The sequence below is a fragment of the Micromonospora sp. IBHARD004 genome (assembly GCF_052814115.1).
Map to the genome: position 1 here is coordinate 2887460 of NZ_CP199934.1, position 23755 is coordinate 2911214.

Below are 23755 nucleotides of genomic sequence, written 5' to 3' on the forward strand. Positions count from 1 at the left end.
GGTGCACCTGTCTCCTGCGCTACGTCATCAGGTCGCGGTGCTGCGCCGGCAGGTCGCACGCCCGGACCTCGAGCCCGTCGACCGGTTGGTGCTGTCAGCCCTGTCGCGGCTGCTGCCTCGGTCCCGCTGGTCGACGTTCTTCGTTACCCCCGCCACCTTGCTGCGGTGGCACCGTGAGCTGGTCGCCAGGAAGTGGACCTACCCGAAACGACGACCCGGGCGTCCTTCGATACGGGCGGAGATCCGCACCCTGGTGCTGCGCCTGGCCGAGGAGAGTCCGACCTGGGGCCACCGCCGGGTGCAGGGCGAACTGCTCAGGCTTGGCTATCGGGTCGCGGCCAGCACGGTGTGGAGCATCCTGACCGCTGCCGGCGTTGACCCGGCTCCGCGGCGCGGCGGGCTGACCTGGACTCAGTTCCTGACCGCCCAGGCCGAGGGCCTCCTGGCCTGCGATTTCCTGCACGTGGACACGATCGGGCTGACCCGCATCTACGTCCTGTTCCCGATGGAGGTCGAGACCCGGCGCGTACACGTCCTCGGTGTCACCACGCATCCGACAGGGGAGTGGGTCACCCAGCAGGCCCGGAATCTACTGCTGGATCTTGGCGACCGAGTCGCCCGGTTCAGGTTCTTGATCCGAGACCGTGACAGCAAGTACATCGCCGCGTTCGACGAGGTCTTCAGCGCCGAAGGCATCGAGATCCTGCGCACTCCGCCGCGGGCGCCTCGGGCGAACGCGTACGCGGAGCGGTGGGTTCGCACGGTCCGCCGGGAGTGTCTCGACCGGATGCTGATCTACAACAGGCGGCACCTACTGGCCACCCTCGACGAGTACGTGGCCCACTACAACGAGCACCGGCCGCACCAGGCCCGGCACCAACAACCGCCCAACGCTACCGACATACCGTCACGACCGGTCGTCGACCTGACCGCCGCACGAGTGCGGCGTAGGAAGATCCTCAACGGGCTGATCAACGAATACTCCCAGGTGGCGTAGCTCTGACCGAAGGTCGAATACGTCCACCGCCGCCAGTTCCGCACCAGGTCGGAAGCGCGCCTGAAGATCGCCACCTGGATCACCGACTTCTACAACCGGCGCCGCCGGCACTCCGTCTGCGACTGGCGATCGCCTATCGACTACGAACGATCAACCACCCGCGCCTTTGAGGACCAGGCCGCATAACGCAACCCTCCACGATTCGAGGGGACTGACACGCAGCAGCTCGGCCGTTTCCTGCTCGGAGTAGCCCTCGAGGTCACGCAGCACCAGCACGGCCCGGTGTTCGGGGGTTAGGTTCGCCAGACTCTGCGCAATGTCTGCGCCGAGCAGCTGGTCGCCCGGCGCGGGCAGGTAGCTCAGATCGTCAGGGACTGACCGGGCGTCGGCGCGGGCCACCGGATCGCCTCGCGGACGGCGATGGTCTTCACCCAGCCGTGCAGCGCGGCGGGTTCCCTCAGCCCGCGCAGCGCCTTGAAGATAACGATGAGCGCCTCCTGCGCCGCGTCAGCTGCGGCGCCTAGGACAATCGATGGTCTCGAGCAGCTTTCTACACGACTTATATTGACGCATGAATGAAGTGCCCATAGCCTTCAGCCGATTCCCGAGGACGAGGAGGTTCCTAGATGGAGACCCGACCATCACCCATGCGACGACGGCGCACGCTCGCCGCGATGAGCATCGCCGTCGCCGTCACCGCGTCGCTGGCCCCGGTCTCGGCGGCCTCGGCTGCCGAGACAGGGGCCGAGCGTCCTGCCTATCTCGACCCGTCGCAGCCGACCGATCGCCGGGTCGCCGACCTGCTCGGCCGGATGACGCTGGTGGAAAAGATCGGCCAGATGACGCAGGCCGAGCGGAGCGCTGTCGCCAGCGATCCCACCCGCGTCGCCCAGTGGGGCCTTGGCTCGGTGCTCTCCGGCGGCGGATCCACCCCCGCGCAGAACACCCCGGCGGCCTGGGTGGCGATGGTCAACGAGCTGCAGACGCAGGCGCTCAGCACCCGCCTCGGGATCCCGCTGATCTATGGGATCGATGCCGTGCATGGGCACGGCAACGTCTACGGCGCCACCATCTTCCCGCACAACGTGGGGCTGGGCGCCACCCGCGATCCGGAGCTGGCGGAGCGGATCGGCCACGCCACCGCCGCCGAGGTACGCGCGACCGGCATCCCCTGGAGCTTCTCGCCCTGCGTCTGCGTCTCCCGTGACGAGCGGTGGGGTCGCAGCTACGAGAGCTTCGGCGAGGACCCCGCGCTGGCGGCTCAGATGGCCACGATCATCGATGGCCTCCAGGGCCGCAAGGGTCAGCTCGACAACGACGATCGGGTGCTCGCCACGGCCAAGCACTTTGCCGGTGACGGCGACACCAAGTACAACACCGCCATCGCGGCGGCCAACGTAGGCAAGCCGTGGTGGTCGCAGGGCTACACGATCGACCAGGGCATCACGGCGACGAACCGGGACGACTTCGCCCGCCTCGACCTCGCCCCCTATGGCCCGGCGCTGCGCGATCACCACGTGGGCAGCGTCATGCCGTCATACTCCAGCGTGGACTGGACGGAGGACGGGCTCGGCAACCCGGTCAAAATGCACGCCAACCAGGAACTGCTGACCGATGTACTCAAGGGCCAGATGGGGTTCGACGGGTTCATCATCTCCGACTGGGAGGGCATCCACCAGATCCCCGATCCGGCCGAGCCGACGAATGGGGGGCTGACGACGTACAAGGTCCGGGTGGGCGCCAACGCGGGCACGGACATGTTCATGCAGCCCAACAACGCGCCGCGGTTCCAGGAGCTGCTGCTCGCCGAGGTCGCCGCGGGACGGGTCAGCCAGGAGCGGATCGACGACGCGGTGGGGCGAATCCTGCACAAGAAGTTCGAGCTCGGGCTATTTGAGCACCCGTACGCGTCGGCCGACAACATCGACAGGGTCGGCAGCGCGGCGCATCGGGCGATCGGCCGGGAGGCCGTGGCGAAGTCGCAGGTGCTGCTGAAGAACGCGGGCGACGCGCTGCCGCTGCGCCCCGACGCCAAGGTCTACGTGGCCGGCCGCAATGCGGACAACATCGGCCACCAGGCCGGTGGCTGGACGATCACCTGGCAGGGCACCTCAGGCGATACCATCCCCGGCACCACGATCCTCGAGGGAATCCGCGAGGTCGCTCCCGGTGCGACGGTCACCTACAGCGCCGACGCGTCGGCGCCGACCACCGGTTCCGACGTCGGGGTCGTGGTGGTCGGTGAGTCATCCTACTCAGAGGGGTACGGGGACATCGACGGGCCCGAATGCGGCTGGTGCTCCCAGCCGCAGCAGGAAGAGAAGTCGCTCGCCCTGCAAGCCAGTGACCGCGCGGTCATCGACAAGGTATGCGCCGAGATCAGCACCTGCGTCGTCCTCGTCGTCTCCGGCCGGCCGCAGCTCGTCACCGACCAGCTCGGCCAGATCGATGCTCTCGTCGCATCGTGGCTGCCGGGCAGCGAGGGCGCCGGGGTTGCCGACGTACTCTTCGGCCAGCAGCCTTTCACCGGTCAGCTGCCGGTGAGCTGGCCTCGGGACGCCGCTCAGGTGCCGATCAATGTTGGCGATGCTGACTACCAGCCGCTGTACCCGTTTGGCTGGGGTCTGCGGACCGGGCCGCGCTTCCCGGGCGACCCCGTTTCGCTGGCACGGGACGAGGCACAGGAGGCGGTCATCGCCGGCCGGGCGGCCGCCAACTGGGCACAACTCATCGCGGACGCCGACCACGCGCTGCTCACCGGCAACGAGGGGCAGGCGCTGAAGCTGCTCAAGAGCGTGGCGCGCTAAACCAGCTCGCAGCTCCTTCAGGAGCTGGTGCTTACCATTGACGGATGAGCACCAGCTCCTGAAGGGCTGCGCTGGACGCGATCCGGGTCAACCAGCCCGGCCCGGGCCTGTACCGCTCGGAAGCCCGGTTCTGGCCTCTGAGGTGCGGTTCTGTGCGGCCCGGCTAGCCGGCCGTGGGGCATGGTGGCGGGCATGTTCCTGTCTTTCGGGCACCTGGTCTTGTGTCAGATCCTGTGGCTGGCGGTGCAGGGCATGCGCGGCGAGCGGTTCAAGGATGTCGAGATTGTCGTCCTACGTCATCAGGTCGCGGTGCTACGCCGGCAGGCGCACGCCCGGACCTGGAGCCCGTCGACCGGGTGGTGCTGTCAGCCCTGTCGCGGCTGCTGCCTCGTTCCCGCTGGTCGACGTTCTTCGTCACCCCGGCCACCCTTCTGCGGTGGCACCGTGAGCTGGTCGCCCGGAAGTGGACCTACCCGCGACGACCCGGGCGTCCTCCGATACGGGCGGAGATCCGTGCCCTGGTGCTGCGCCTGGCCCGGGAGAACCCGACCTGGGGTCACCGCCGAGTGCAGGGTGAACTATTCAGATTGGGATATCGGGTAGCGCCGAGCACCGTGTGGGCCATCCTGACCGCGGCCGGCGTTGACCCGGCTCCGCGTCGCGGCGGGCCGACCTGGACCCAGTTTCTGGCCGCCCAGGCCAAGGGCATCCTGGCCTGCGATTTCCTGCACGTGGAAACGATCGGTCTGACCCGCATCTACGTCCTGTTCCTGATGGAGGTCGGCACCCGGCGGGTGCACATTCTCGGCGCCACCGAGCATCCGACGGGGCAGTGGGTCACCCAGCAGGCCCGGAACCTGTTGATGGACCTCGGCGAACGGGTCGCCCGGTTCAGGTTCTTGATCCGGGATGGTGACAGCAAGTACATCGCGCCGTTCGACGAGGTCTTCGCCACCGAGGGCATCGAGATCCTGCGAACCCCGCCTCGGGCGCCGCGGGCGAACGCGTACGCGGAGCGGTGGGTTCGCACGGTCCGCCGTGAGTGTCTCGACCGGATGCTGATCTACAACAGGCGGCACCTACTGGCCACCCTCGACGAGTACGTGGCCCACTACAACGACCACCGGCCGCACCAAGCCCGGCACCAACAACCGCCCAACGCCACCGACATACCGCCACGACCGGTCGTCGACCTGACCGCCGCACGAGTGCGCCGTAGGAAGATCCTCAACGGGCTGATCAACGAATACTCCCAGGTGGCGTAGCTCTGGCCGACTTTTCGAGCGGTACAGGGATCAACGGCGCCGCTATCTCCCAGAGATCATCCGGCGCCCAGGTACGGATCATGGCCTCGTCCACGGAAGCAGATCATGCCCCCAGGCCAACGACCATCCAAATGAGACGCGCCCTTAGACCCGTTGGAAGGCGATCAGGATTGACCGCCGCGGCAGCGTGTAGTGCTTCCGCAGCGTCGCCCAGTTCGGCAGCTACGCTGACGCGATGGATTGCGACGTTGGTGGGGCCAAACGCAGTCCACGCGAAGTTGGCGTCGTGCCCAAGCACCGCCGCCAGGTCCTCAGCCACAGCGAGCCTCCGCCAGGCTTCCGCACGGTCGGTACGGCGAGCAGCAATCACGGCCGCAATCAGCCACAGCGCGCCAGCCACGGAGACGAGGTTGGGCACGTCCGCTCGCGCGTGTCGCTGGACCTGCTCCGCCATGCTGATTGCTAAGCCCTCGGCGTCCTCGGGACGGTCAGCCCGCAGGAGGGCGCAGACGACTTGATAGGCCGCCATTCCACGAGCCTCGACAGAATCTGCCTCGATGGCTGCCGTTGCGCTGCGGCCGGACGTCAGCAACGCGAGGTCCCCTGCCCCCATCTTGGTCAAGAGCTTCGCGGCGACGACGTAGGCAGAGACATACGCAAGCAGTAGGTCTCGACGAACAGAACCCTGCGCGCCTCGATCGAGTGCGTCTGCGGCCGTCAGCAGGCCGGGCAGGTCTGATATGACCTTCTCATATCGAGCTGCCTGGTACGTGCGGTGTGCGTCGGCTACCCGACTTCGCAGCGCCTTGAGGTCGAAGTGAGCGCCGGGTTCCATCCCTAACAAGTGGTCATAGCGCGAGAAGTACTGCCGCACCGCTTCCAGATCAGCGGGTGTGCTTCCACCGTTGGGGGCGTATTGCCAAGGGCGGCCCGTCAGGGCGTCCACCTCGACGTGGAGCACCTTCGCCATGTCCAGCAGAACCGACAGCCGGTCGACCGACCGTACGCCGCGCTCCACCTGCGAGAGCCACGACTCCGACCGGCCGATCAAGCCAGCGAGCGCCGCTTGGCTCAGCCCTCTCCGGCGTCGATAGGCCGCAATACGTTCGCCGATTGATCCGGACACCATGGGCATCAATTTCTCACATATTTGCTCCAGAATCATTCGGCGCGTAGCCCGTACCGTCGGTGCGCCTGCTCGGACCGTTTTGCACTCTATGCGGTTGGCGTGGTCGGGATGCTCCTCGCCGTGCCGATGACTTCTCCGGCCGCCGGCCGTCTACCTAGCCGGGTGGTGACGGCGGCTCGGGTGGGTGTTCTCTCGCGCGGGCGGCGTCGGCGATGGCGATCCCGGCTAGGACTGCGGTGGCGGCGAGGGCTGCCAGCAGTGGCGGCATTAGGAGCGCCGCCGGTGTCAGGGCGGCCAGCACGAGCAGTCCGATCAGCCGATCCCGGGAGACGCGCTTGAAGACCTGGTATTCGAAGAAGGCGCGCCCGGCCACGAACAGCGCAGGCCCGCCGAGGATGACGGCGATCCAGGCCGGTTTGGTGTGCCCGAACGGGTGGGCGATGACGAGTTCGACGCTGACGGAGGTGGCGACGATACCGGCCACCATGATCAGATGAGCGACCGCCGCCGATCGGGCACGGCGGTGTGGGGCGGGCGCTGCTGCGATGACAGCGGGCAGCACCTCCCCGGCGCGGTAGATGTAGATCCGCCACAGCAGCACCGTGGTGGAGAACGACACCACGGCCGCCGCGGTCCGGTCGGGCGCAAAGCCGCTGCCATAAAGGGTCAGACCGGAGACCAGGATCAACTCGCCGAGCGCGATGATGAAAAGCTGCCGGTATCGCTCGGCCAGGTGCTCGGCCACGATCGGCCACGCCGATGTGGGTAGGCGGCCAAGTCCCGGAATGGGGAAGCGGAGTACGACTGCCATGTATTCCACGGCTAACGCGAGTGTCCACAGCGCCCCTCGCGCCGTCGCGTCCGCGAGCGCCCCCGCGATCCACGGCACGGCGGACACGCCGAACCAGAACAGGGCCCGCGCGGCTCTACGCTGCGCCCCGTGGCCACGCAGGGCGAGCACGAGGAAGAGTTGACGGCCGATGTGGATGGCGACGTACACCCCCGCGAAGACCAGGCCTCGCTTGCCGAACGCGTCGGGCAGCGCGACCGCAATCACGAAGACACCGAGCATGGTTGCGATGACCAGCAGCTGTATCGCCGGCCGTTGCGGGTTGTACAAGTCGGTTATCCACGCCGTGTAGGTCCAGACCCACCAAACGGCGAGCAGCAGCACCAGCGCCTGGAAGGCGCCGCTCCACGTCAGGTGCTGGATCAGCCCGTGTGAGAGCTGGGTGATCGCTAGGACGAGCACCAGGTCGAAGAACAGTTCCAGGAACGTTGCCTGCTGTGGCTCCTCGGGCTTCCGCAGCAGCTCGCCCGCCCTACTCCTCATCGACCCGCCCGTCCTGTGGCTTTGTGCCCTCGTTGAGGCATTCGTACCACGCGCCAGCGTTGGTGAACACGGATCTGCGGCCGTGGCCGCGCTACACGGGCGGGCGACGGTAAAGGCCGGTCAGTTCCTTCGATCCGTCGCCGCCGGTTCGGATCAGCTCGTCGACCTGGCCCAGCCGTCGGGCCGGTGCTAGAGGCGACGGAGTGTTATTCAGGTCCTGATACCGATGTGTCACGCAGCTCCCGAGACACGACACGGCCGGCTGCCGGCGTGTCGGGCTCCACTTGATGCGTCACATCTCAGTTCCGCTTGATGGGTGACAGTTGATCAGGCAACTCCAGCCCGTGCTTACATCCCGTAATTGGCCCGAGATAATGTGAATGATCAAACGGCGCTCGCCGAAGGCCGCGGTCGTCGGCCGAGCCGTGCGGCCTAGGCTGCCGGGCGTGGAGACAGACTGGGATGCAGTACGCAGCCGCACGCTTCGGGTGCGTGCCGCCCTGACAGGCCGCTCCGGTTTCCGCTTCCGGCGCGGTCATAGCCCTCTGGCTCCCTTGACCGAACATGAACTCACCGAAGCAGAGCAGCAGTTTGGTGTCACCGTGCCCGACGGATACTGGCAGTTCCTGCTGCATGTCGACTCCGGCGGGATCGGGCCGGTGAATCTGCGCCGGTTATCGCGTGGTCCCGGCGGCTGGGGATGGGAGAACGACCAGGAGACGGACCACGCGGCTTTGGCGACGCCGTTTCCAGACCAGGACTCGTACGAAGACCAGTGGGAAAAACTCGAAGCTGTGAAGCCGCAAGTCTCAGACGAGACCGCATGGGCAGCCTGGAACCGGCGCAGCGATGACCTCGAGCGAGCACAGACCGCTGGGGCGGTGCACCTCAGCGACAACGGATGTGGCTTCTACACGCTGCTCGTCGTCTCCGGCACCGAACGCGGCAACGTCTGGTTCGACCGGCGCGCCACGAGCGACGTGATCGTGCCCTTGCGCAACCGGGGCGGCACGCACGCCACCTTCACAGACTTCTACCTCGACTGGCTTGACGCTGCGGAGCAGGCGCTCACGGCGAGTTGGGGACCGCTGCACCGCTACGACATCCGGGCGCCGATCTGGGAGGGACGCTTCGACGACTGAGTCAGTATTCACCGGTGCGACCAATCGGCATTCACGATGGGTAGCCGGCGAACTGGGACACCCTGTAATCCATCAAGTGGAGCCAGCGTGTAACTCATCCGAAGTACGACACGGCGGCTGCCGGCGGCTGCCGGCCGTTGGTTCAAAGTTTCTGTACGTCTTCAAGGCGGCCCGCAACGGGCCGCACGCGCCGCCGCCTGGGCGCGCGCCGGCCGCTGCCGCTGACGCTCTGCGGCCGTCACGCCCGACGCCCGCCGGATGGCGCGAAGCGCGGGGGAGCCCGGAGGGCCGCCGCAGAACGACAGACCTTTGAGGGTGGTGTGGTGGGCCGGCAGCCGGCCGGGCCGCGCGGCCAGGATCCGCGCGGCATAGGGGAGCGGACGCCGGCCGCGTCGGCGAGCTGGCGCACCGTGCGGGGCTGCGGTTAGGGCGCCTCCGGCGGGGGCGCTCCGGCTCCAGGATGGCCAGGGCTCCGCCGGCGGGTCGCGGTCCGTGGATGGTTGCGGTAGGCCATCCCGCCTGCCATCGACCCGGGCAAGCCGAGCAGACCACCGCCCGGCCCGCCAGCGTCCGAACCAGGCGTCAAGGCCCGCCTGACGTGGCGTACCGGGCGGCGGCCCGCTCCCCAGGAGGGTGGGTCGACGGCAGCCGGGATGGCGGACAGTCGGGTGGCGTATCTCAGGGACCTGCCGAAGAAAGTGCGTACATGTGTGCCACCAGGTGGGGGTGCTTTCGTGCGTTACGAGCCGTGATACGCGTTTCAACCGGTTAGGGTGGTGGCGCGGTCGGTGAGGTGAGGTGGGGGGCTGGGTGGATTCGTACCCTGGGGTGGAGGCCCACGGCTTGATCGGTGATCTGCAGACCGCGGCGCTGGTGGCGATGGACGGGACGCTGGACTGGTTCTGCGCCCCTCGGTTCGACTCGCCGAGCGTGTTCGGCGGCCTGCTCGATCGGCACAAGGGTGGGTACTTCCAGGTGTCGCCGGAGGGCGTCGAGTACGTGAGCAAGCAGTTGTACCTGCCCGGCACGCCGATCCTGATCACCCGCTTTCTCAGCGCGGACGGCGTGGGTGAGCTGGTGGATTTCATGCCCGTCGCGGGGGATCAGCCCACCGACCGCCACCGCCTGGTGCGGATGCTGCGGATGGTCCGAGGCACGATGCGATTCCGGGTCGACTGCCAACCCCGCTTCAACTACGGGCGGGATCCGCACGAGATCGACACCTACCCCGAGGGGCACCTTTTCCGCAGCCCTGCGCTCTCCCTCACCACGAACATAGTTCGATACCCCGAAACCCGGCCCGGCGAGCAGGGAGTCCGGCGTAAGGAGGGGGGCTGGTGGGCGATCGCCACGCTGCGCGAGGGCGAGTCCGGGGGTGTCGTTCTGGAGACAGGAGTGTCGCCTGACGGGCCGCGCTTCTACCCGCCGGGCGAGGTGCAGGAGCTGCTGGAGCAGACCCGCGACTTCTGGCGGCGTTGGCTGGCCCGCTCCCGCTACACCGGCCGCTGGCGGGAAATGGTCGAGCGCTCCGCGATCACGCTCAAACTCATGACGTACGCGCCGACCGGCGGGCTGGTCGCCGCCCCCACCGCCGGACTGCCGGAGCAGATCGGCGGGGAACGCAACTGGGACTACCGCTACACCTGGATCCGCGACGCGACAATCTCCGTACACGCCCTGCTCGCCTTGGGCTTCACCGACGAAGCGTGGCAGTACATGCACTGGGTCGACGACCGGGTCCGGGAGGCCAGGGAACGGGAGGTGCCGCTGCAGATCATGTACCGCGTCGACGGCTCACCCGATCTCAGCGAGGAGGTGCTCGACCACCTCGAGGGATACCGCGGATCAGCACCGGTGCGGGTGGGCAACGGCGCGGCGAACCAGCTGCAACTCGACATCTACGGCGACGTACTCAACGGCCTCCACGAGGCCGACAGCCACGGTCTGCAGTTCTCTCGCCAATTGTGGCTGAACACCGTGCGACTGGTGGACTGGCTCTGCGAGCACTGGGACCAGCCCGAGGACGGGATCTGGGAAACCCGCGGTGGCCGCCAGGACTTCACCTACGGGCGCCTGATGTCCTGGGTAGCCCTGGACCGGGCTGTCCGCCTCGCGCAGCGACGCGGACGGCCGGGCGACACCGACCGGTGGGTGCGTGACCGAAACCAGATCTACGAACAGATCATGACGCGTGGCTTCCACCCCGGGCGCGGTGCCTTCGTGCAGCACTACGCGACCGACGTCCTGGACGCGTCGCTGCTCACCATGCCCTCGGTCGGATTCATCGCGCCGACCGACCCCATGTGGCAGTCAACGTTGCGAGCCATGGACGCCGAACTGGTCTCCGACAGCCTCGTCTACCGGTACGACCCGAACGCCTCGCCCGACGGCCTGCCCGGCCAGGAGAGCACCTTCACCATGTGCACGTTCTGGTACGTCCGGGCTCTCGCGCAGTCCGGACGGCTCGACGACGCCAGGCTGACCTTCGAGAAGATGTGCACCTACAGCAGCCCCCTCGGCCTCTACTCAGAGGAAATCGCGCCCACCGGCGAGCAGACCGGCAACTTCCCGCAGGCGTTCAGCCACCTCTCCCTGATTGGCACCGCCGTGGACCTCGACCGCCTACTCGACGCCCGCCCCTGAGCCCGACGTAGCGATATCCGGGCGGAGGCCGCAGCCAGCTCAGGCACAGACACCAACTTCGACACAGGCCCCTAGCGGTCCTGGTTGCAACTCGCAACCGCTTCAGACGGAGGAGTCCGGCCAATGGCCTTTACCTACTCGACCCTGAGGACGGAACTCAGCAACGGCGTGCTGTGGGCCACGATCGACAACCCGCCGATCAACCTGATCGACGAACGGTTCGTCGCCGATCTCATCGCGCTGCTAGATGACACGCAGGCGACAGGCGACGTGCGAGTGGTCGTGTTCCGCAGCGCGGATCCTGACTTCTTCCTTCCACACGTCGACATGACGCGGATCGCCGAATACACCGCGGTGGCCGCCACGTCCGGGGGGACCCGACGGCATCAGTCTCGGGGCGCTCTACCGGCGTCTGAGCGAGGCGCGCCCCGTGACCATCGCACTTCTCGAAGGTCGTGCCCGGGGAGCTGGCGGCGAGTTCCTCTACGCCTGCGACATGCGGTTTGCATCGCTCGAGCGCGCCGTTATCGGACAGCCCGAGGTGGGAACAGGGGTTTTCCCCGGTGCCGGAGCGGTCCAGCAGATCGTGCGGCTCGCAGGGCGGGGGCAGGCGATGCAGGTCATCCTGGGTGGCGAGGACGTCGACGCGCGAGAGGCGGAGCGGATCGGTCTGGTCAACCGGGCGCTCCCGGACGACGAGCTCATCGCGTATGTGAAGGCTCTCGCCGAGCGCATCGGCAGTTTCCCAGAGGCTGCGGTCCGCCTCGCCAAGCGCCGCATCAACGCCGCAGCACTGCCGGCGAAGGAGGACGTGCAGGTCGACGGGGTTCTTCCAGATCCTCGCCCGCGACGGCTCGAGCACGTCGCGCGTGGCGGCGCTCATGGAGCGAGGACTGCAGCAGCGCTCCCGCACGGAACTCGAGTTCGGCGCCGCGCTGGGCGAGCTCTGATCGCCATGAGTGACTGACTGAGTGACGATCGGAGCGGACGCCAGCCGACGAGCGTGGACACCGGAGAACCGTTCCTATAGCTCAGGTATCGCGGGGAGCAGGTCGGGCGACGGTGCTGGTTGCCTGGGGATCAAGGGGTCGTCGGTTCGAATCCGGCCGTCCCGACGCAGGTCAGAGGCCATTCGGGATCTTCCGGGTGGCCTTTTCTGATCTTGTGCAGCAGCGAAGTACAGCAACGTGTGGGGCTCGCAAAGTCGGTTCGGCTACGCTGCCTGCGAATACTCGTTGATCAACCCGCCGAGGATCGGGCGCCGTCGGATCCTGGCGGCGGTCAGGTCAATGACTCCCGGCGGCGGGTTGGGCGGCTGCTGGCCGAGTGATCGATGTGGGCGATGGCTGTTGTAGTGGGTCGTGTACTCGGCGAGGACGGCTGCGAGGTGGCGTTCGCCGACGATGAGCATCCGGTCGGTGCACTCCCGGCGTACGGTGCCCACCCACCGCTCGACGAACGCGTTCGCCCGGGGCGCCTGCGGCGGGGTTCTGATCACGTCGATGCCGTCGGCGGTGAACACGGCGTCGAAGATCGCCGTAAACTTCGTATCTCGGTCGCGGAGCAGGAACCGCAGCCCCGCTGCGCGGTGGTCGAGGTGCATCAGTAGATTCCGTGCCTGCTGGGCCACCCAGGCGCCGGTGGGATGCGCGGTCACCCCAACCACGTGGACCTGGCGGGTGGCGATCTCGACGAAGAAGAGCACGTAGATCCGCTTGAGGAACACGGTGTCGACCGTGAAGAAGTCGCACGCCAGGATCGTGTGCGCCTGGGCGGTCAGGAACTGCCGCCAGGTCGGTCCGGACCGTCGGGGTGCCGGGTCGAAGCCGGCGTTGTGCAGGATCTTCCACACCGTGCTGGCCGCGACCCGGTAGCCCAGGCCGAGCAGCTCACCCTGGATGCGGCGGTGCCCCCACGACGGGTTCTCCGCCGCGAGTCGCAGCACCAGATCGCGGACCTGCGCGTCGACTGGTGGCCGGCCCGGCCGGACATGCGGGTACGTCCACCGCCGGGCAATCAGTTCACGGTGCCACCGCAACAGGGTCGCCGGGGTGACGAAGAACGTTGACCAGCGAGCGCGGGGCAGCAGCCGCGACAACACAGCCAGCACCACCCGGTCGGCCGGTTCGAGGTCGGGGCGGGTCACCTGGCGGCGCAGCACCGCCACCTGGTGGCGGAGCACCAGAATCTCTACATCCTTGGCCCCGTCATCGCGGGCGATCTGGGACAACATTTGTAGGACCTGGCGCAGGAGCAGGTACACCAACGACGCGCTCATGGCCACCAAGCATGACGGCTGCACCGGGCTCGAGCTCGCGCAGAACTCCACTTCAGACGGCCGAACCGAGTATTCGAGCCCACAAGTCCAGGTGGGGTGCGTTTGCGCAGGCAGTGGTAGCAGCCGTACGGACGGTCGCCTACTGCGCGAACGCCTCGTACGGGCGCAGCAAGTGATGCGGATCCCAGCGCCCCGCCAGCGCCTCCAGGGCGCTGGCGGGGCACCCCGGGATTCCCGTTCGTGTCGAACAGCGTCGTGTGTCGAACTCGATCACAGCCACTCCCGCAATTGGAGCCCGCGGATCGAATCGCCGACATCTCGCGTACAACCTTTGTGCACCAGGTCCGCTCCCGCCTGGGAGCGGTCGTCAGCTCGGAGCAGCGCCCGTCTTCGCGCTCGCTGGCCCGCCGCCGGCCAGCGCGCTGTCGCCCTCGCTCATCCGATTGAGGAACCGGTCGAGCGCTCCCGCGTGAAGACCGCGCTGGGCCGACGAGAAGTACGGCAAGGAATTCCAGCTGCGGGCTGGTCGCGGCCGCCACCGTCGCGCGGGGAACGGGCCGAGGCAGGCGGTGCTCCGCAGCTGCGCCATCTCCGCGCGGCCAGGCCAGCCAGCGACGGCGAGCGCTGCCACGACGAGCGCCGCCAGGACCGCGTCGCGAGGGGACACGATTCTCATTGCCGGTTCTGGCCCGAACTCCTCCCGCCGGTCGGTGCGGTTGCAAGACCGCGAACCAATCCGCGGAAAAGCGCAAACCCCGGACCCGAGTCACCGTCGTCGCAATGGGGTGCCGGTCACCAGACGGTCACCAGGGCACGATGCCGCTCGCGTCGTGGAACTCGCCGCTGGGACCGTTGTCGTCGAGCAGCGCGAAGCGTACGGCAACGGCCGCGCCGTGGGCCGGGTCGCCGGCACCGGGCGTCGGCGAGCCGCCGTAGAGGTCGGTCGCGACGTACCCGGGTGTGACTGCGTTGATCTTCACGGGCGTGTCGCGGAGTTCCTTGGCGTAGAGGATGGTCAGCGCGTTCAGCGCGGCCTTTGACGACTGGTACCCGCCGACGTTGATCGGTATCCGGTTCCTCATCAGGGTGAGGGAGCCGACCTCGCTGGACACGTTGACGATCCGCGGTGACGCGGAGCGCAGCAGCACGGGCAGGAAGGCGTTGGTGACGGCGACGACGCCGAACACGTTCGTCTCGTAGGTGCGGCGCAGGTCCTCCGGCGACGTCCGGGACGGGGTGTCGTAGCCGCTGCTGATGCCGGCGTTGTTGACGAGGATGTCCAACGCCGTGACGTGCGCGGCGGCAGCCGCGACGGAGCCGGCGTCGGTGACGTCCAGCTGGAGCAGCCGCACGTCGAGCCCCTCGGCGCGCAGTTCGTCGACCGTGCGCTGGCCGCGCGAGGTATCGCGGGAGCCGGCCAGCACGCTGACGCCCGCCTGTGCCAGCTGCCGGGCGATGTGCCGGCCGACGCCCTTGTTCGCCCCGGTGACGAGCGCGATCTTGCTCTGGTAAGCCATGACTCAAGGCTGCCCGGCGGGGTGGGCCGGGCGGCAGGCCCAGCCAGTACCAGTCTCGGCGGGCACCTTTGGGTGGTGTGCGAGCTGCTGTCTGGTTCGTCCAGGTACCGTTTGTACCTGGCAGCTGGGCTCGCGCGGGCGATACTTACGGCCATGGACCGTACCGAGCTTGGCGAGTTCCTGCGCAGCAAGCGGGAGCGAACGCGACCGCAGGACGTCGGCCTGCCGGCCGGCACCGTGCGCCGGACCCCGGGGCTGCGCCGGGAGGAAGTCGCCCGGCTCGCGCACATCTCGGTCGAGTACTACACGCGGCTGGAACAGGCCCGCGGCTCCAGCCCGTCCCGGCGGGTGCTCGGCGAGCTGGCCCGGGCGCTGCGCCTGAACGCGGACGAACGCGACCATCTGTTCGACCTTGCCGGCGTCGCACCGGAATCGGCGGCCGGGCTACGCTCCGACGTCCCGGCGACTGTATTGAACCTGCTGGAGCACATGACGGACGTCGCGGCGTTCGTGGTCAACGCCCGCTACGACGTGATCGCGTGGAACAGCCTGGCCGCGGCCCTGTTCGAGGACTTCTCCGCGGTTCCACCAGCCCGCCGCAACCTCATCTACCGCCACTTCCTCCACCCCGACCCCACCGCGCGGCACTACGGGATGAGCGGCGCGGACGAGTTCGGCAGGCTGGCGGTGGGTCAGTTGCGCGCGGCCGCTGGCCGGTACCCGACCGACCCGCAGATCCACGCAATGGTCGACACGCTGTACCGGCGCAGCGCCGAGTTCGCGCAGCTGTGGGACGTCCACCATGTGGAGACCGGACACCACCACCGCAAGTTGATGCACCACCCGATGGTGGGCACCCTTGAGCTGAACTGCGACACGCTCGCCGTGCCCATGCGCGACCAGTACCTCGTCTGCTTCACCGCCCAGCGGGGCAGCCCCTCCCATGAAGCACTGCGCCTGCTGTCGGTGGTCGGCACCCAGGACATGAGCGTTGCCGTGGACAACGAGTGACGACGTTCCGGCTGGGACGATTTTCGGTCGCGCGCGTCGGGTACGGCGCTATGCAGCTGACCGGGCCCGGTGTGTTCGGCCCACCGGCCAGCCGTGACGACGCCATCGCCGTACTCAGGACCGCGGTAGAGATCGGCGTGAACCACATCGACACCGCCGAGTACTACGGACCCCGGGTCGTCAATGAGCTGATCCGGGAGGCGTTGCACCCGTACCCGGGCGGGCTGGCGATTGTCAGCAAGGTGGGGGCCCGGCGGGACGACGCGGGTGCGGTACTGCCCTACGACGAGCCCGACGAACTGCGCAGGGGCATCGAGGACAACCTCCGGACGCTGCGGGTCGACCGCCTTGCCGCGGTCAACCTCAGGCTAATGGACGACTCACCTCCAGACGGCCGGTTCGATGCCCAGCTGGCCGCGATGGCCACGGCTCGAGACGAAGGTCTGATCGACGGAATCGGTCTCAGCAATGTCTCGCTCGCCCACCTGCGGCGGGCGCTCGCGGTCACCGAGATCGTGTGCGTACAGAACTCGTTCAGCCTGCTCGACCGCGCTTCGATGCCGGTGCTGCAGGAGTGCGCGCGGCACGGCATCGCGTTCGTGCCCTATGTTCCGCTGGGCTGGCCACGAGATCGGCGCGAGGCCATCTTCAACAACCCGGCGGTGGACCGCCTCGCCCGCCTGCACCAGGCCACGCCGGCGCAGATCGCGCTGGCATGGCTGCTCGCGCTGTCCCCGAACGTCCTGCTGATACCGGGCACCGCCTCGCTGCGGCACCTGCGGGAGAACCTCGCGGTGGATCGCATCGAGCTGGACCGGGACGCCATGAACCAGCTCGACTCGGCGTTCGCCTGAACGGCCGGGCGGCTGGGACGTACCGCTGAAAGCCCCGGTGTCCCGTGACCCCCGGGAGCCGGCGGCTGGCCGGCGCCCGGGGAGAGCGGCGTTGCGGCGGGCATGGGTCAGGGATGGATCTGGGATCCGAAGCCGAGGTCGAGGCGGACGGATTCGAGGATGGTCAGGGTGCTGCTCGTGGTGAAAACGTCGGCCGCGGCCAGCACCCCGGTGTATTTCGCGATGACGGGGGCGGCGGCCTGGTTGGTGACGGCGTCCAGGTAGGTCTTCACCGCCGCCCACGTGTTCGGGCCGTACTTCACGAAGTATGGCGTCGGATCGACCGTGGCGAGCGCGGTCTTCACGTTGGCGACGATGTCGGTCACGTACTGCTGATGCAGGCCGATGTCGGCGCGGGTGCCGAGCCGGCCCAGGTGGCCACCGATGTAGTGCTTCCAGGGGTAGGAAAGAGCGGTGGTGGGGGCGGCGATGAATCCGGGTATGTCGGTGCTGAGGTTGAGGTTGTAGATGGGTACCCAGCCGGGCAACGCGATGTCGACGAGCATAAGGGTGTCGTGGTCCGGCAGGTGGATGTAGATGTTGTCTGGCGCGTGGTTGGAGCCGCGCCAGGCCAACTCGACGCGTTCCCCGCCGACGCGCAGGGTGCGACGGTCCTGCAAGGTGACATCGGGGGCGGGTCGGGCCGGGTCGTTGTACTGCAGCAGCAGCCGGCGGGTCTCCGCGTGGCCGACGCGCACGACATCCTTGCCGAACAACGCCGACGCGCCGATGTGGTCGGCATGGTGGTGTGAGTACACCAGGTGCGTCACCCTGTTGCTGACGCCGTTGGCGGCGGCGATCTCGTCCACGGCGCGACGGAGGTTGTGGCCGATGGTCGGCGGCGCGTCGAATAGCACGACGCCGTCGTGGGTGGTCAGGAACGCGGACTGGTACGTGCCGTCGGTAACCCAGTACAGGTTCCGCTCCACCCGTCCGACGTAGTAGCCCTGGCTGTTGAGGGCGGGTCCGAGCGCCGACGGGGGCACGGGCGCGTAGTCCGGCAGGGCCGAGTCGGCCTCGGCCGGCGACGGTCCCGCCACCGCGGCCATGATGGCGCCGATCGAAGGCACCGCCGCGAGCGCGGCGCCGCGAGCGAGCAACGACCGCCGGCTCGTACCGGACGGGTCGGTATTGGTTGGTGTCACAGTGACTCCTTGAAACGTGATGATTTGAGCTTCGCGACCACCGCGAACCGCCCATAGCGGACAGCCGCGGTGGGCGGGAGCCCTATGGCTAGTCGACGCTGACGGCGTCCTTGTGTTCGAGCAGCCACTGGTGGAATGTGCGCAGTCCCGGGTGCAGCGTGCGCACCACGGTCAGGTCGCGTGCGCCGGTGAAGGTGTCGGCGGCCTCGGCGTAATACTGGAACATGTTTCCGATCTCCGCCGCGGCGGGGATGCCGAGAGCTCGGAACTGGTCGTGGGTCAGCGGCCGGTAGGCCACCGGCTCGTCGAGCACGTCGGCGAACACGGCCGCGAACTGCGCGCCGGTCAGGTGCTCGCCGGCGATGCTGACCGTCGCGCCGAGGTAATCCTCGCCGGCGGCGAAGATGCCGAGCGCGGTGCGGCCGATGTCCTCGGCGGCGATCCCGGCCAACGCGCTGTCACCCATCGGCAGCGTGAGCACCAGTTGTCCGGCTTCGTCGCGGTGCGGCCCGAATCCTTGCAGAAACGCCTCCCAATAGAAGGTGGTGCGCAGAAACGTCGTCGGCACACCGTCGTCGACGAAGAACCGGTCCGCCTCTGCCTTTGCGTCAAAATGCGGCACGGTGTAGGAGCCGTCGAACACCGGTAGCCGGGGGTCGGTGACCGGGAGCCGCTCGCGGGTGTCCTCCAGCGTTGACCAGATCACGTGCCGCAGGTTGGCCTGCTTCGCCGCCCGGGCCGCGTTGCGAGCATGGCCCAACTCGGTCTGTGCCGACATGCCTTCCCAGTAGTTCGTCACCACATAGGCGCCGTACGCGCCGGCGAAGGCGCGCCGCAGGCTCGACTCGTCGTCGAGGTCAGCCTCGACCACCTGGGCGCCACGGGAGGCCAACTCGCGGGCGGCAACGGAGTCCGGTCGGCGGGTCAGCGCCCGGAGCGTGAACTCGCCACGCGGATCCGCCAGGATGGCGTTGGCCAGGCCACCGCCCTGCGCGCCGGTGGCGCCCACCACCGCGATGATTCTCTTTTCGGACATACCAATTCCTCCCCTGTCGGGGTCCTTGCGCGAAACCAGTGCGCCGGATAGCGCACGGGCGACGGGGAGCTGTGTGCTGTGTCAGCCCGCCGCGGGTCGAGCGTCGCGCGCCGGTGGACGACCAACCAGGTACAGCCTGGGCACGGCTCGCGGCAGGAATATCCGTGTGCCGGGAATAGCGGGGGTCATGTGTCGACGGCCGCGGGGACGACCCGCGGCGGAACCTGGTGCCGATTGTCCGCCGGCCGCCCCGGCGCGCACGGTCCCCGCGAAATATCTGTGGGCCCGGGAGCCGGTGCGGATCTGACGGCGGCCGGGGCGCGGGCACTGGCTGCTCGCCAGACGCAGCGTCACCACGCGAGATCGCGTGCCGTCCTGGCTGAACTGCACGCCATCGCCATCCGCGACACCGTCAGCCTCCGGGGCGCGTGGGCACAGTTCGACGAAGCCGGCAGGGCCAAGGCCGGCAGCCGACGCCGCCGCCAAGACCCTGCTCGACCAGCTCGCCTGGTGGGCGCACGCCCTGTGCGATGCCAGGACCGTCCGCCCGTACGGGGCCTGAGGGCCGGCCATGAAGGACAGCCAAGCGCGGCCGTCGATCTACGACTCGGCACACTAGCCAGGTGGTGAGGGCGGCTCGGATGGGCGTGCTCGGGCGCGGGCTGCGTCGGATATGGCGATTCCGGCCAGGACGAGGCCAGGTGCGATGGCGACCAGCAGCGGCGGCAGGTAGAACGCCGCCGGCGATATGGCGGCGAGTACGAGGACCCCGATCGGCCGGGAGCGGGAGATCCGGCCGAACACCGTGTACTCGAACATGCCCCGTCCGGCGAGGAACAGCGCGGGTCCGCCGAGGATGACGGTGATCCAGGCCGGTGGTGTGTGTCCGAGCGGGTGCTCGATGACAAGTTCGTCGCTGACGGCGATGGCGACGATGCCGGCGACCATGAGCAGGTGGGCGTATGTCGCCGGGATGACCGCGCGGAATGGGTCGGGGGCGGCTGCGATGGCCTCTGCCAGCAGGCCCCCGGCGCGGTGGATGTAGATCCGCCACAGCAGCGCCGTGGTGGCGAACGCGACCACGACCGCGGCTATCCGGTCAGGCTCGAACCTGCCGCGGCTGAAGGCCAGCCCGGTGACCAGGATGAGCTCGCCGAGCGCGATGATGAAGAGCTGCCGGTAGCGCTCGGCCAGATGTGGGGCGGAGATTGCGAACTCGGCTGCACGCGCGCGACCCAGCCGCGGTGTGGGAAAGCCGAATGCGAGTCCCCCGTACTCCATGGCCACCGCCAGCGTCCACAGCACCCCGCGCGCCGTGTCGTGCGCGACAGCACCCGCGATCCACGGAACCGCGGACACGCAGGACCAGAAGAGTGGCCGCACGAAGGCGCCCCGCGCCTCGTGGCCCCGCAGCAGGAGCACGGCGCCGGCGCCTTGACCGATCTGGGTGGCGACGTACAAGCCTGCGAATACCAGGCCCTGCTCGCGGAATGCGTCCGGCGTCGCGGCGGCCATCAGCAGGGTGCCGAACATGGTCGCGATCACCAGCAGCTGTATCAGCGGTTGCTGCGGGTCCAACCTGTCCGTGAGCCCCGCCGTATGGGCCCAAACCGACCACAGGGCGAGCAGCAACACCAGCGTCTGGAAGGCGTCGCTCCAGCTCAGGTGCTCCAGCAGCCCCTGCGAGAGCCGCGCGAGCGCGAAGACGAACACCAGGTCGAAGAACAGTTCCAGGAACGTCGCTCGTGGTTCCTCGGGTCGCCGCAGCAGCGCCGCTGCCCCACTCGTCATCCGCGCGCCCGTTTCTGCCGTTTCTGCTATCTTTTCGGTAGTTCGTACCACACTGCATCGCCGTCAGATGCGGATGTGCTGCGGTGGCGGATGGTCGTTGAGCGGCCGAGCGATGGTTATCGAGCAGCGGGCTGGTAGGTCAGCAGGACGTTGCCGGATCTGAATTCCCTCGTCTTCAGCAGCTTCAGGCTGAAGCGCTCGTCGGCAGTCCTGACGAGGGACCTGCCATCGCCAAGGGCGACTGGCGTCACCATGATCCGCAGCTCGTCGACGAGCCCCAGCTGCAGCAGGCTGACCGTCAGACTCGGGCTACCGAGGATGGCGATGTCCTTGCCGGGTTGCCGCTTGAGCTCGTTGATCTGCTCGGCGACGCCGCCCTTGACGAGCTGTTTACTGGCCCACTCAGCCTTGTCGAGCGACCGCGACACAACGATCTTGCTGAGGCCGTTCATCCTCGCCGCAACCCTCGGACCGTCCTCCTGCGCGGCACCGGTCGGCCAATACGCCGCTATCCCCTCGTAGGTCACCCGCCCAAACAGCAGCATGTCGGCTTCGTCCAGCTGCCGCTCGGAGAACTCGTTGAACTCGTCATCGACGACCGGCCAGTCGAACTCTTGATTCGGACCCTCGTAGTAGCCGTCGACGGTCGTCACCAGGAACGAAGAGACTCTCCTCATCGGAACTCCCCTTGTGATCGCTGCGTTGACATCCGGTGTGGATACCCTTCCCCTCGGAGGGTCGAAGCCGACGACAGGGGCCGCCTCGACAGGGTGGCACCGATCGGGCCATCCGCGCGCCGGCCACGACCGCATGCTTCGCGGCTACCTCTTTAGGGCGCGTCTCATTTGGTGAGGCGGCGGTAGCAGATCAGGGTGCTGGCGATGGTGGCGAAGGCTTCGAAGTGATCGCCCTTGCGGTCATAGCGGCGAACGAGGCGCCGGTAGCGCATCAGCCAGGACATGCAGGCTTCAACGACCCAGCGGTGCCGGCCCAGACGCGTGGAGGACTCGATGCCCTTACGGGCGATGCGTACCTTGATGCCCCGTCGCCGGACCTCGCGGCGCAGCTCGCGGGCGTCGTACGCCTTGTCGGCGTGCAACTTGTCTGGCCGCCACCGGCGGCGCCCGCTGGGTGTGCGGATCGCCGGGACGCTGTCGAGCATCGGCAGCAGCAGTTGGCTGTCGTGGACGTTCGCGGCGGTGACCAGCACAGCCAGGGGCAGCCCCTTCCGGTCGCAGATGACATGGAGTTTGCTGCCTGGTTTGCCGCGGTCGACCGGGTTTGGGCCCGTCAGATCGCCCCCTTTTCCGCCCGCACACTGATCGAGTCGACCACCGCCCTCGACCAGTCGATCCGCCGGTCGGCGCCGAGCCGGTCCAGGGTCGCCCCGTGCAGCCGGAGCCACAAACCGGCCGCGGTCCACTCGGTGAACCTGCGGTGCGCGGTGGCCCTGGTGACACCGAACGACGCCTCAGGCAGCTTCCACCAGGAACAACCCGCCTGGGTCACGTACACGATCGCGGCCAGCACCGCCCGGTCATCCACCCGCCGGCGACCACCACCCTGCCGACGAACCGGCGCGGGCGGGATCAACGGCGCCGCAATCTCCCAGAGATCATCCGGCGCCCAGGTGCGGATCATGGCCCCGTCCACGGGAGCAGATCATGCCCCCAGGCCAACGACCATCCAAATGAGACGCGCCCTTAATTGGATCTACGACCCGTGCCCGGCCAGGCCGCGTCGAGGTATCCGGTGGGATCGCTCTGTTTGCGGCTGTAAGAGCCTGGTAAATAAGGGTTTCAGGTGTTTTGGTGGCGGGCGAGGCGGCGGGTCATGACGATGATCATGGCCCATTGGACCATCGCGGCGTGGTGGTCGGGTAGCCGTTCGTAGTCGCGGACGGTGCGTCGGCACCGGTTGATCCAGGAGAATGTGCGCTCGACCGCCCATCTGCGGTGCAGCACGACGAAGGTGGTCTGCCCGGCGAGCTTGGCCACGATGCGCACGGTCAGGGCGAGGTGAGTGGCGGCCCAGTCGACGAGTTTGCCGGCGTAGCCGCTGTCGGCCCAGGTCAGGCGGATGGTGGGGAAGCATGCGCGTAGTGCCCACAGCAGCGGTTTGGCGGCGTCGCGGTCCTGCACGTTCGCGCCGGTGACCAGGACGACGAGGAGCAGTCCGCAGGTGTCGACGGCGATGTGGCGTTTCCGGCCGTTCATCTTCTTGCCGGCGTCGTAGCCGCGGCTGGGCCGGCCGACGGTCTCCGCGCCCCGTACCGACTGGGAGTCGACCAGCGCGGCCGACGGCTGTCGGTGACGCCCCTCGACGTGCTCGCGGACCTGTTCACGCAGGCTGTTGTGCATGCGGTTCAAGGTGCCGTCGCGGGTCCAGGTCTTGAAGTAGTGGTAGACGAGCTTGTGGTGCGGGAAGTCGGCAGGCAGCGCGTCCCATTGGCAGCCGGTCCGGTTGAGGTAGCGGATCGCGTCCACGACGTCGCGGCGGGGGTACGTGATTGGCCGGCCGCGCCCGGTCCCGGCCGGCACGTGCGGAGCCAGGACCTGCCATTCGGCATCCGAGGTGTCGGACGGATAGTGCCGTGGCCGGGCGGTGGGCAGGTGATCGTCAACGATAGCCGGGGTGGCGGATGCGGCGACGCCGGCGACAAGGTATACAGACAGGGTTGGGCCTTCGGTCGTGCTGGTTTAGTCGCCTTTGCTCGTACCGAAGGCCCTTCCCCATGTCACGCCGCCACGCCGGCGCCGTCACGATTG

Annotated in this window: 20 protein-coding genes; 9 read left to right on the top strand and 11 right to left on the bottom strand. The window is 68.2% G+C overall.

Annotated features, from left to right (window positions below; translation table 11 throughout):
* The first annotated feature begins 1 nt into the window (after position 1).
* Together ACTWO6_RS14010 and ACTWO6_RS14015 are read left to right on the top strand one after the other, a co-directional pair.
* Positions 2 to 997 (top strand): integrase core domain-containing protein, encoded by a 996-nt coding sequence (locus ACTWO6_RS14010; RefSeq protein WP_446220052.1) that lies wholly within the window; start codon positions 2 to 4, stop codon positions 995 to 997.
* 66 nt (positions 998 to 1063) lie between these two features.
* The gene (locus tag ACTWO6_RS14015; protein WP_446220657.1) at positions 1064 to 1183 is read left to right on the top strand and encodes a hypothetical protein; all 120 of its coding nucleotides are present in this window, start codon (positions 1064 to 1066) and stop codon (positions 1181 to 1183) included.
* Here the strand turns inward: ACTWO6_RS14015 and ACTWO6_RS14020 are convergent.
* Positions 1148 to 1396 carry an RNA polymerase sigma factor gene (locus ACTWO6_RS14020; protein WP_446220053.1) on the bottom strand — a complete coding sequence of 83 codons (249 nt, stop codon included), beginning with the start codon at positions 1394 to 1396 and terminating at the stop codon, positions 1148 to 1150. The genes ACTWO6_RS14015 and ACTWO6_RS14020 overlap by 36 nt on opposite strands.
* 275 nt (positions 1397 to 1671) lie before the next feature.
* Between ACTWO6_RS14020 and ACTWO6_RS14025 the strand changes: the two genes are divergently transcribed.
* Positions 1672 to 3804: a glycoside hydrolase family 3 protein gene (locus ACTWO6_RS14025; RefSeq protein ID WP_446220054.1), complete on the top strand. Its 2133-nt coding sequence runs from the start codon at positions 1672 to 1674 to the stop codon at positions 3802 to 3804.
* A 356-nt stretch (positions 3805 to 4160) separates the two neighbouring features.
* Entirely contained in the window at positions 4161 to 5069 is a 909-nt protein-coding gene (locus tag ACTWO6_RS14030; protein WP_446220055.1) for an integrase core domain-containing protein, read from the top strand.
* A 103-nt stretch (positions 5070 to 5172) separates the two neighbouring features.
* Here the strand turns inward: ACTWO6_RS14030 and ACTWO6_RS14035 are convergent, their stop codons facing one another.
* Positions 5173 to 6234 carry a helix-turn-helix domain-containing protein gene (locus ACTWO6_RS14035; protein ID WP_446220056.1) on the bottom strand — a complete coding sequence of 354 codons (1062 nt, stop codon included), beginning with the start codon at positions 6232 to 6234 and terminating at the stop codon, positions 5173 to 5175.
* Positions 6235 to 6352: 118 nt separating this feature from the next.
* Complete coding sequence (locus tag ACTWO6_RS14040; protein ID WP_446220057.1) at positions 6353 to 7531, bottom strand: low temperature requirement protein A; 1179 nt, start codon at positions 7529 to 7531, stop codon at positions 6353 to 6355.
* 446 nt (positions 7532 to 7977) lie between these two features.
* Between ACTWO6_RS14040 and ACTWO6_RS14045 the strand changes: the two genes are divergently transcribed.
* The 3 genes from ACTWO6_RS14045 (at position 7978) to ACTWO6_RS14055 (ending at position 12283) form a co-directional block, all read left to right on the top strand.
* Entirely contained in the window at positions 7978 to 8673 is a 696-nt protein-coding gene (locus ACTWO6_RS14045) for an SMI1/KNR4 family protein (RefSeq protein ID WP_446220058.1), read from the top strand.
* 810 nt (positions 8674 to 9483) lie between these two features.
* Positions 9484 to 11316, top strand: a complete 1833-nt coding sequence (locus ACTWO6_RS14050) for a glycoside hydrolase family 15 protein (RefSeq protein WP_446220059.1) — start codon at positions 9484 to 9486, stop codon at positions 11314 to 11316.
* A gap of 430 nt (positions 11317 to 11746) precedes the next feature.
* On the top strand, positions 11747 to 12283 hold the full coding sequence (locus ACTWO6_RS14055) for an enoyl-CoA hydratase/isomerase family protein (RefSeq protein WP_446220060.1): 537 nt from the start codon (positions 11747 to 11749) through the stop codon (positions 12281 to 12283).
* Between the two features lie 246 nt (positions 12284 to 12529).
* On the opposite strand, the gene ACTWO6_RS14060 is transcribed toward ACTWO6_RS14055, so the two are convergent.
* Together ACTWO6_RS14060 and ACTWO6_RS14065 are read right to left on the bottom strand one after the other, a co-directional pair.
* Positions 12530 to 13594 (bottom strand): integrase core domain-containing protein, encoded by a 1065-nt coding sequence (locus ACTWO6_RS14060; protein WP_446220061.1) that lies wholly within the window; start codon positions 13592 to 13594, stop codon positions 12530 to 12532.
* 803 nt (positions 13595 to 14397) lie between these two features.
* Positions 14398 to 15111 carry an SDR family oxidoreductase gene (locus ACTWO6_RS14065; protein WP_446220062.1) on the bottom strand — a complete coding sequence of 238 codons (714 nt, stop codon included), beginning with the start codon at positions 15109 to 15111 and terminating at the stop codon, positions 14398 to 14400.
* A 153-nt stretch (positions 15112 to 15264) separates the two neighbouring features.
* On the opposite strand from ACTWO6_RS14065, the gene ACTWO6_RS14070 reads away from it, so the two are divergent.
* Positions 15265 to 16122 (top strand): helix-turn-helix transcriptional regulator, encoded by an 858-nt coding sequence (locus ACTWO6_RS14070; RefSeq protein WP_446220063.1) that lies wholly within the window; start codon positions 15265 to 15267, stop codon positions 16120 to 16122.
* The gene (locus ACTWO6_RS14075) at positions 16119 to 16976 is read left to right on the top strand and encodes an oxidoreductase (protein WP_446220064.1); all 858 of its coding nucleotides are present in this window, start codon (positions 16119 to 16121) and stop codon (positions 16974 to 16976) included. Before ACTWO6_RS14070 ends, ACTWO6_RS14075 begins: the two co-directional genes overlap by 4 nt.
* A gap of 107 nt (positions 16977 to 17083) precedes the next feature.
* On the opposite strand, the gene ACTWO6_RS14080 is transcribed toward ACTWO6_RS14075, so the two are convergent.
* The 6 genes from ACTWO6_RS14080 to ACTWO6_RS14105 all read right to left on the bottom strand — a co-directional run bounded on the left by ACTWO6_RS14080 (position 17084) and on the right by ACTWO6_RS14105 (position 23527).
* Positions 17084 to 18160, bottom strand: coding sequence for an MBL fold metallo-hydrolase (locus ACTWO6_RS14080; RefSeq protein WP_446220065.1), 1077 nt, complete (start codon positions 18158 to 18160; stop codon positions 17084 to 17086).
* 88 nt (positions 18161 to 18248) lie between these two features.
* A complete protein-coding gene (locus ACTWO6_RS14085) occupies positions 18249 to 19172 on the bottom strand; it encodes an NmrA/HSCARG family protein (protein WP_446220066.1) in 924 nt (307 codons plus the stop codon).
* Positions 19173 to 19811: 639 nt separating this feature from the next.
* Positions 19812 to 21038 carry a low temperature requirement protein A gene (locus ACTWO6_RS14090; RefSeq protein WP_446220068.1) on the bottom strand — a complete coding sequence of 409 codons (1227 nt, stop codon included), beginning with the start codon at positions 21036 to 21038 and terminating at the stop codon, positions 19812 to 19814.
* A gap of 65 nt (positions 21039 to 21103) precedes the next feature.
* Entirely contained in the window at positions 21104 to 21640 is a 537-nt protein-coding gene (locus ACTWO6_RS14095; RefSeq protein WP_446220069.1) for a dihydrofolate reductase family protein, read from the bottom strand.
* Positions 21641 to 21828: 188 nt separating this feature from the next.
* A protein-coding gene (locus tag ACTWO6_RS14100) for an IS5 family transposase (RefSeq protein ID WP_446220070.1) occupies positions 21829 to 22628 on the bottom strand; the annotation gives its coding sequence in 2 pieces (ribosomal slippage) (positions 21829 to 22295 and positions 22295 to 22628; 801 coding nt in all).
* Positions 22629 to 22786: 158 nt separating this feature from the next.
* On the bottom strand, positions 22787 to 23527 hold the full coding sequence (locus ACTWO6_RS14105; protein ID WP_446217774.1) for an IS5 family transposase: 741 nt from the start codon (positions 23525 to 23527) through the stop codon (positions 22787 to 22789).
* Positions 23528 to 23755 lie beyond the last annotated feature (228 nt).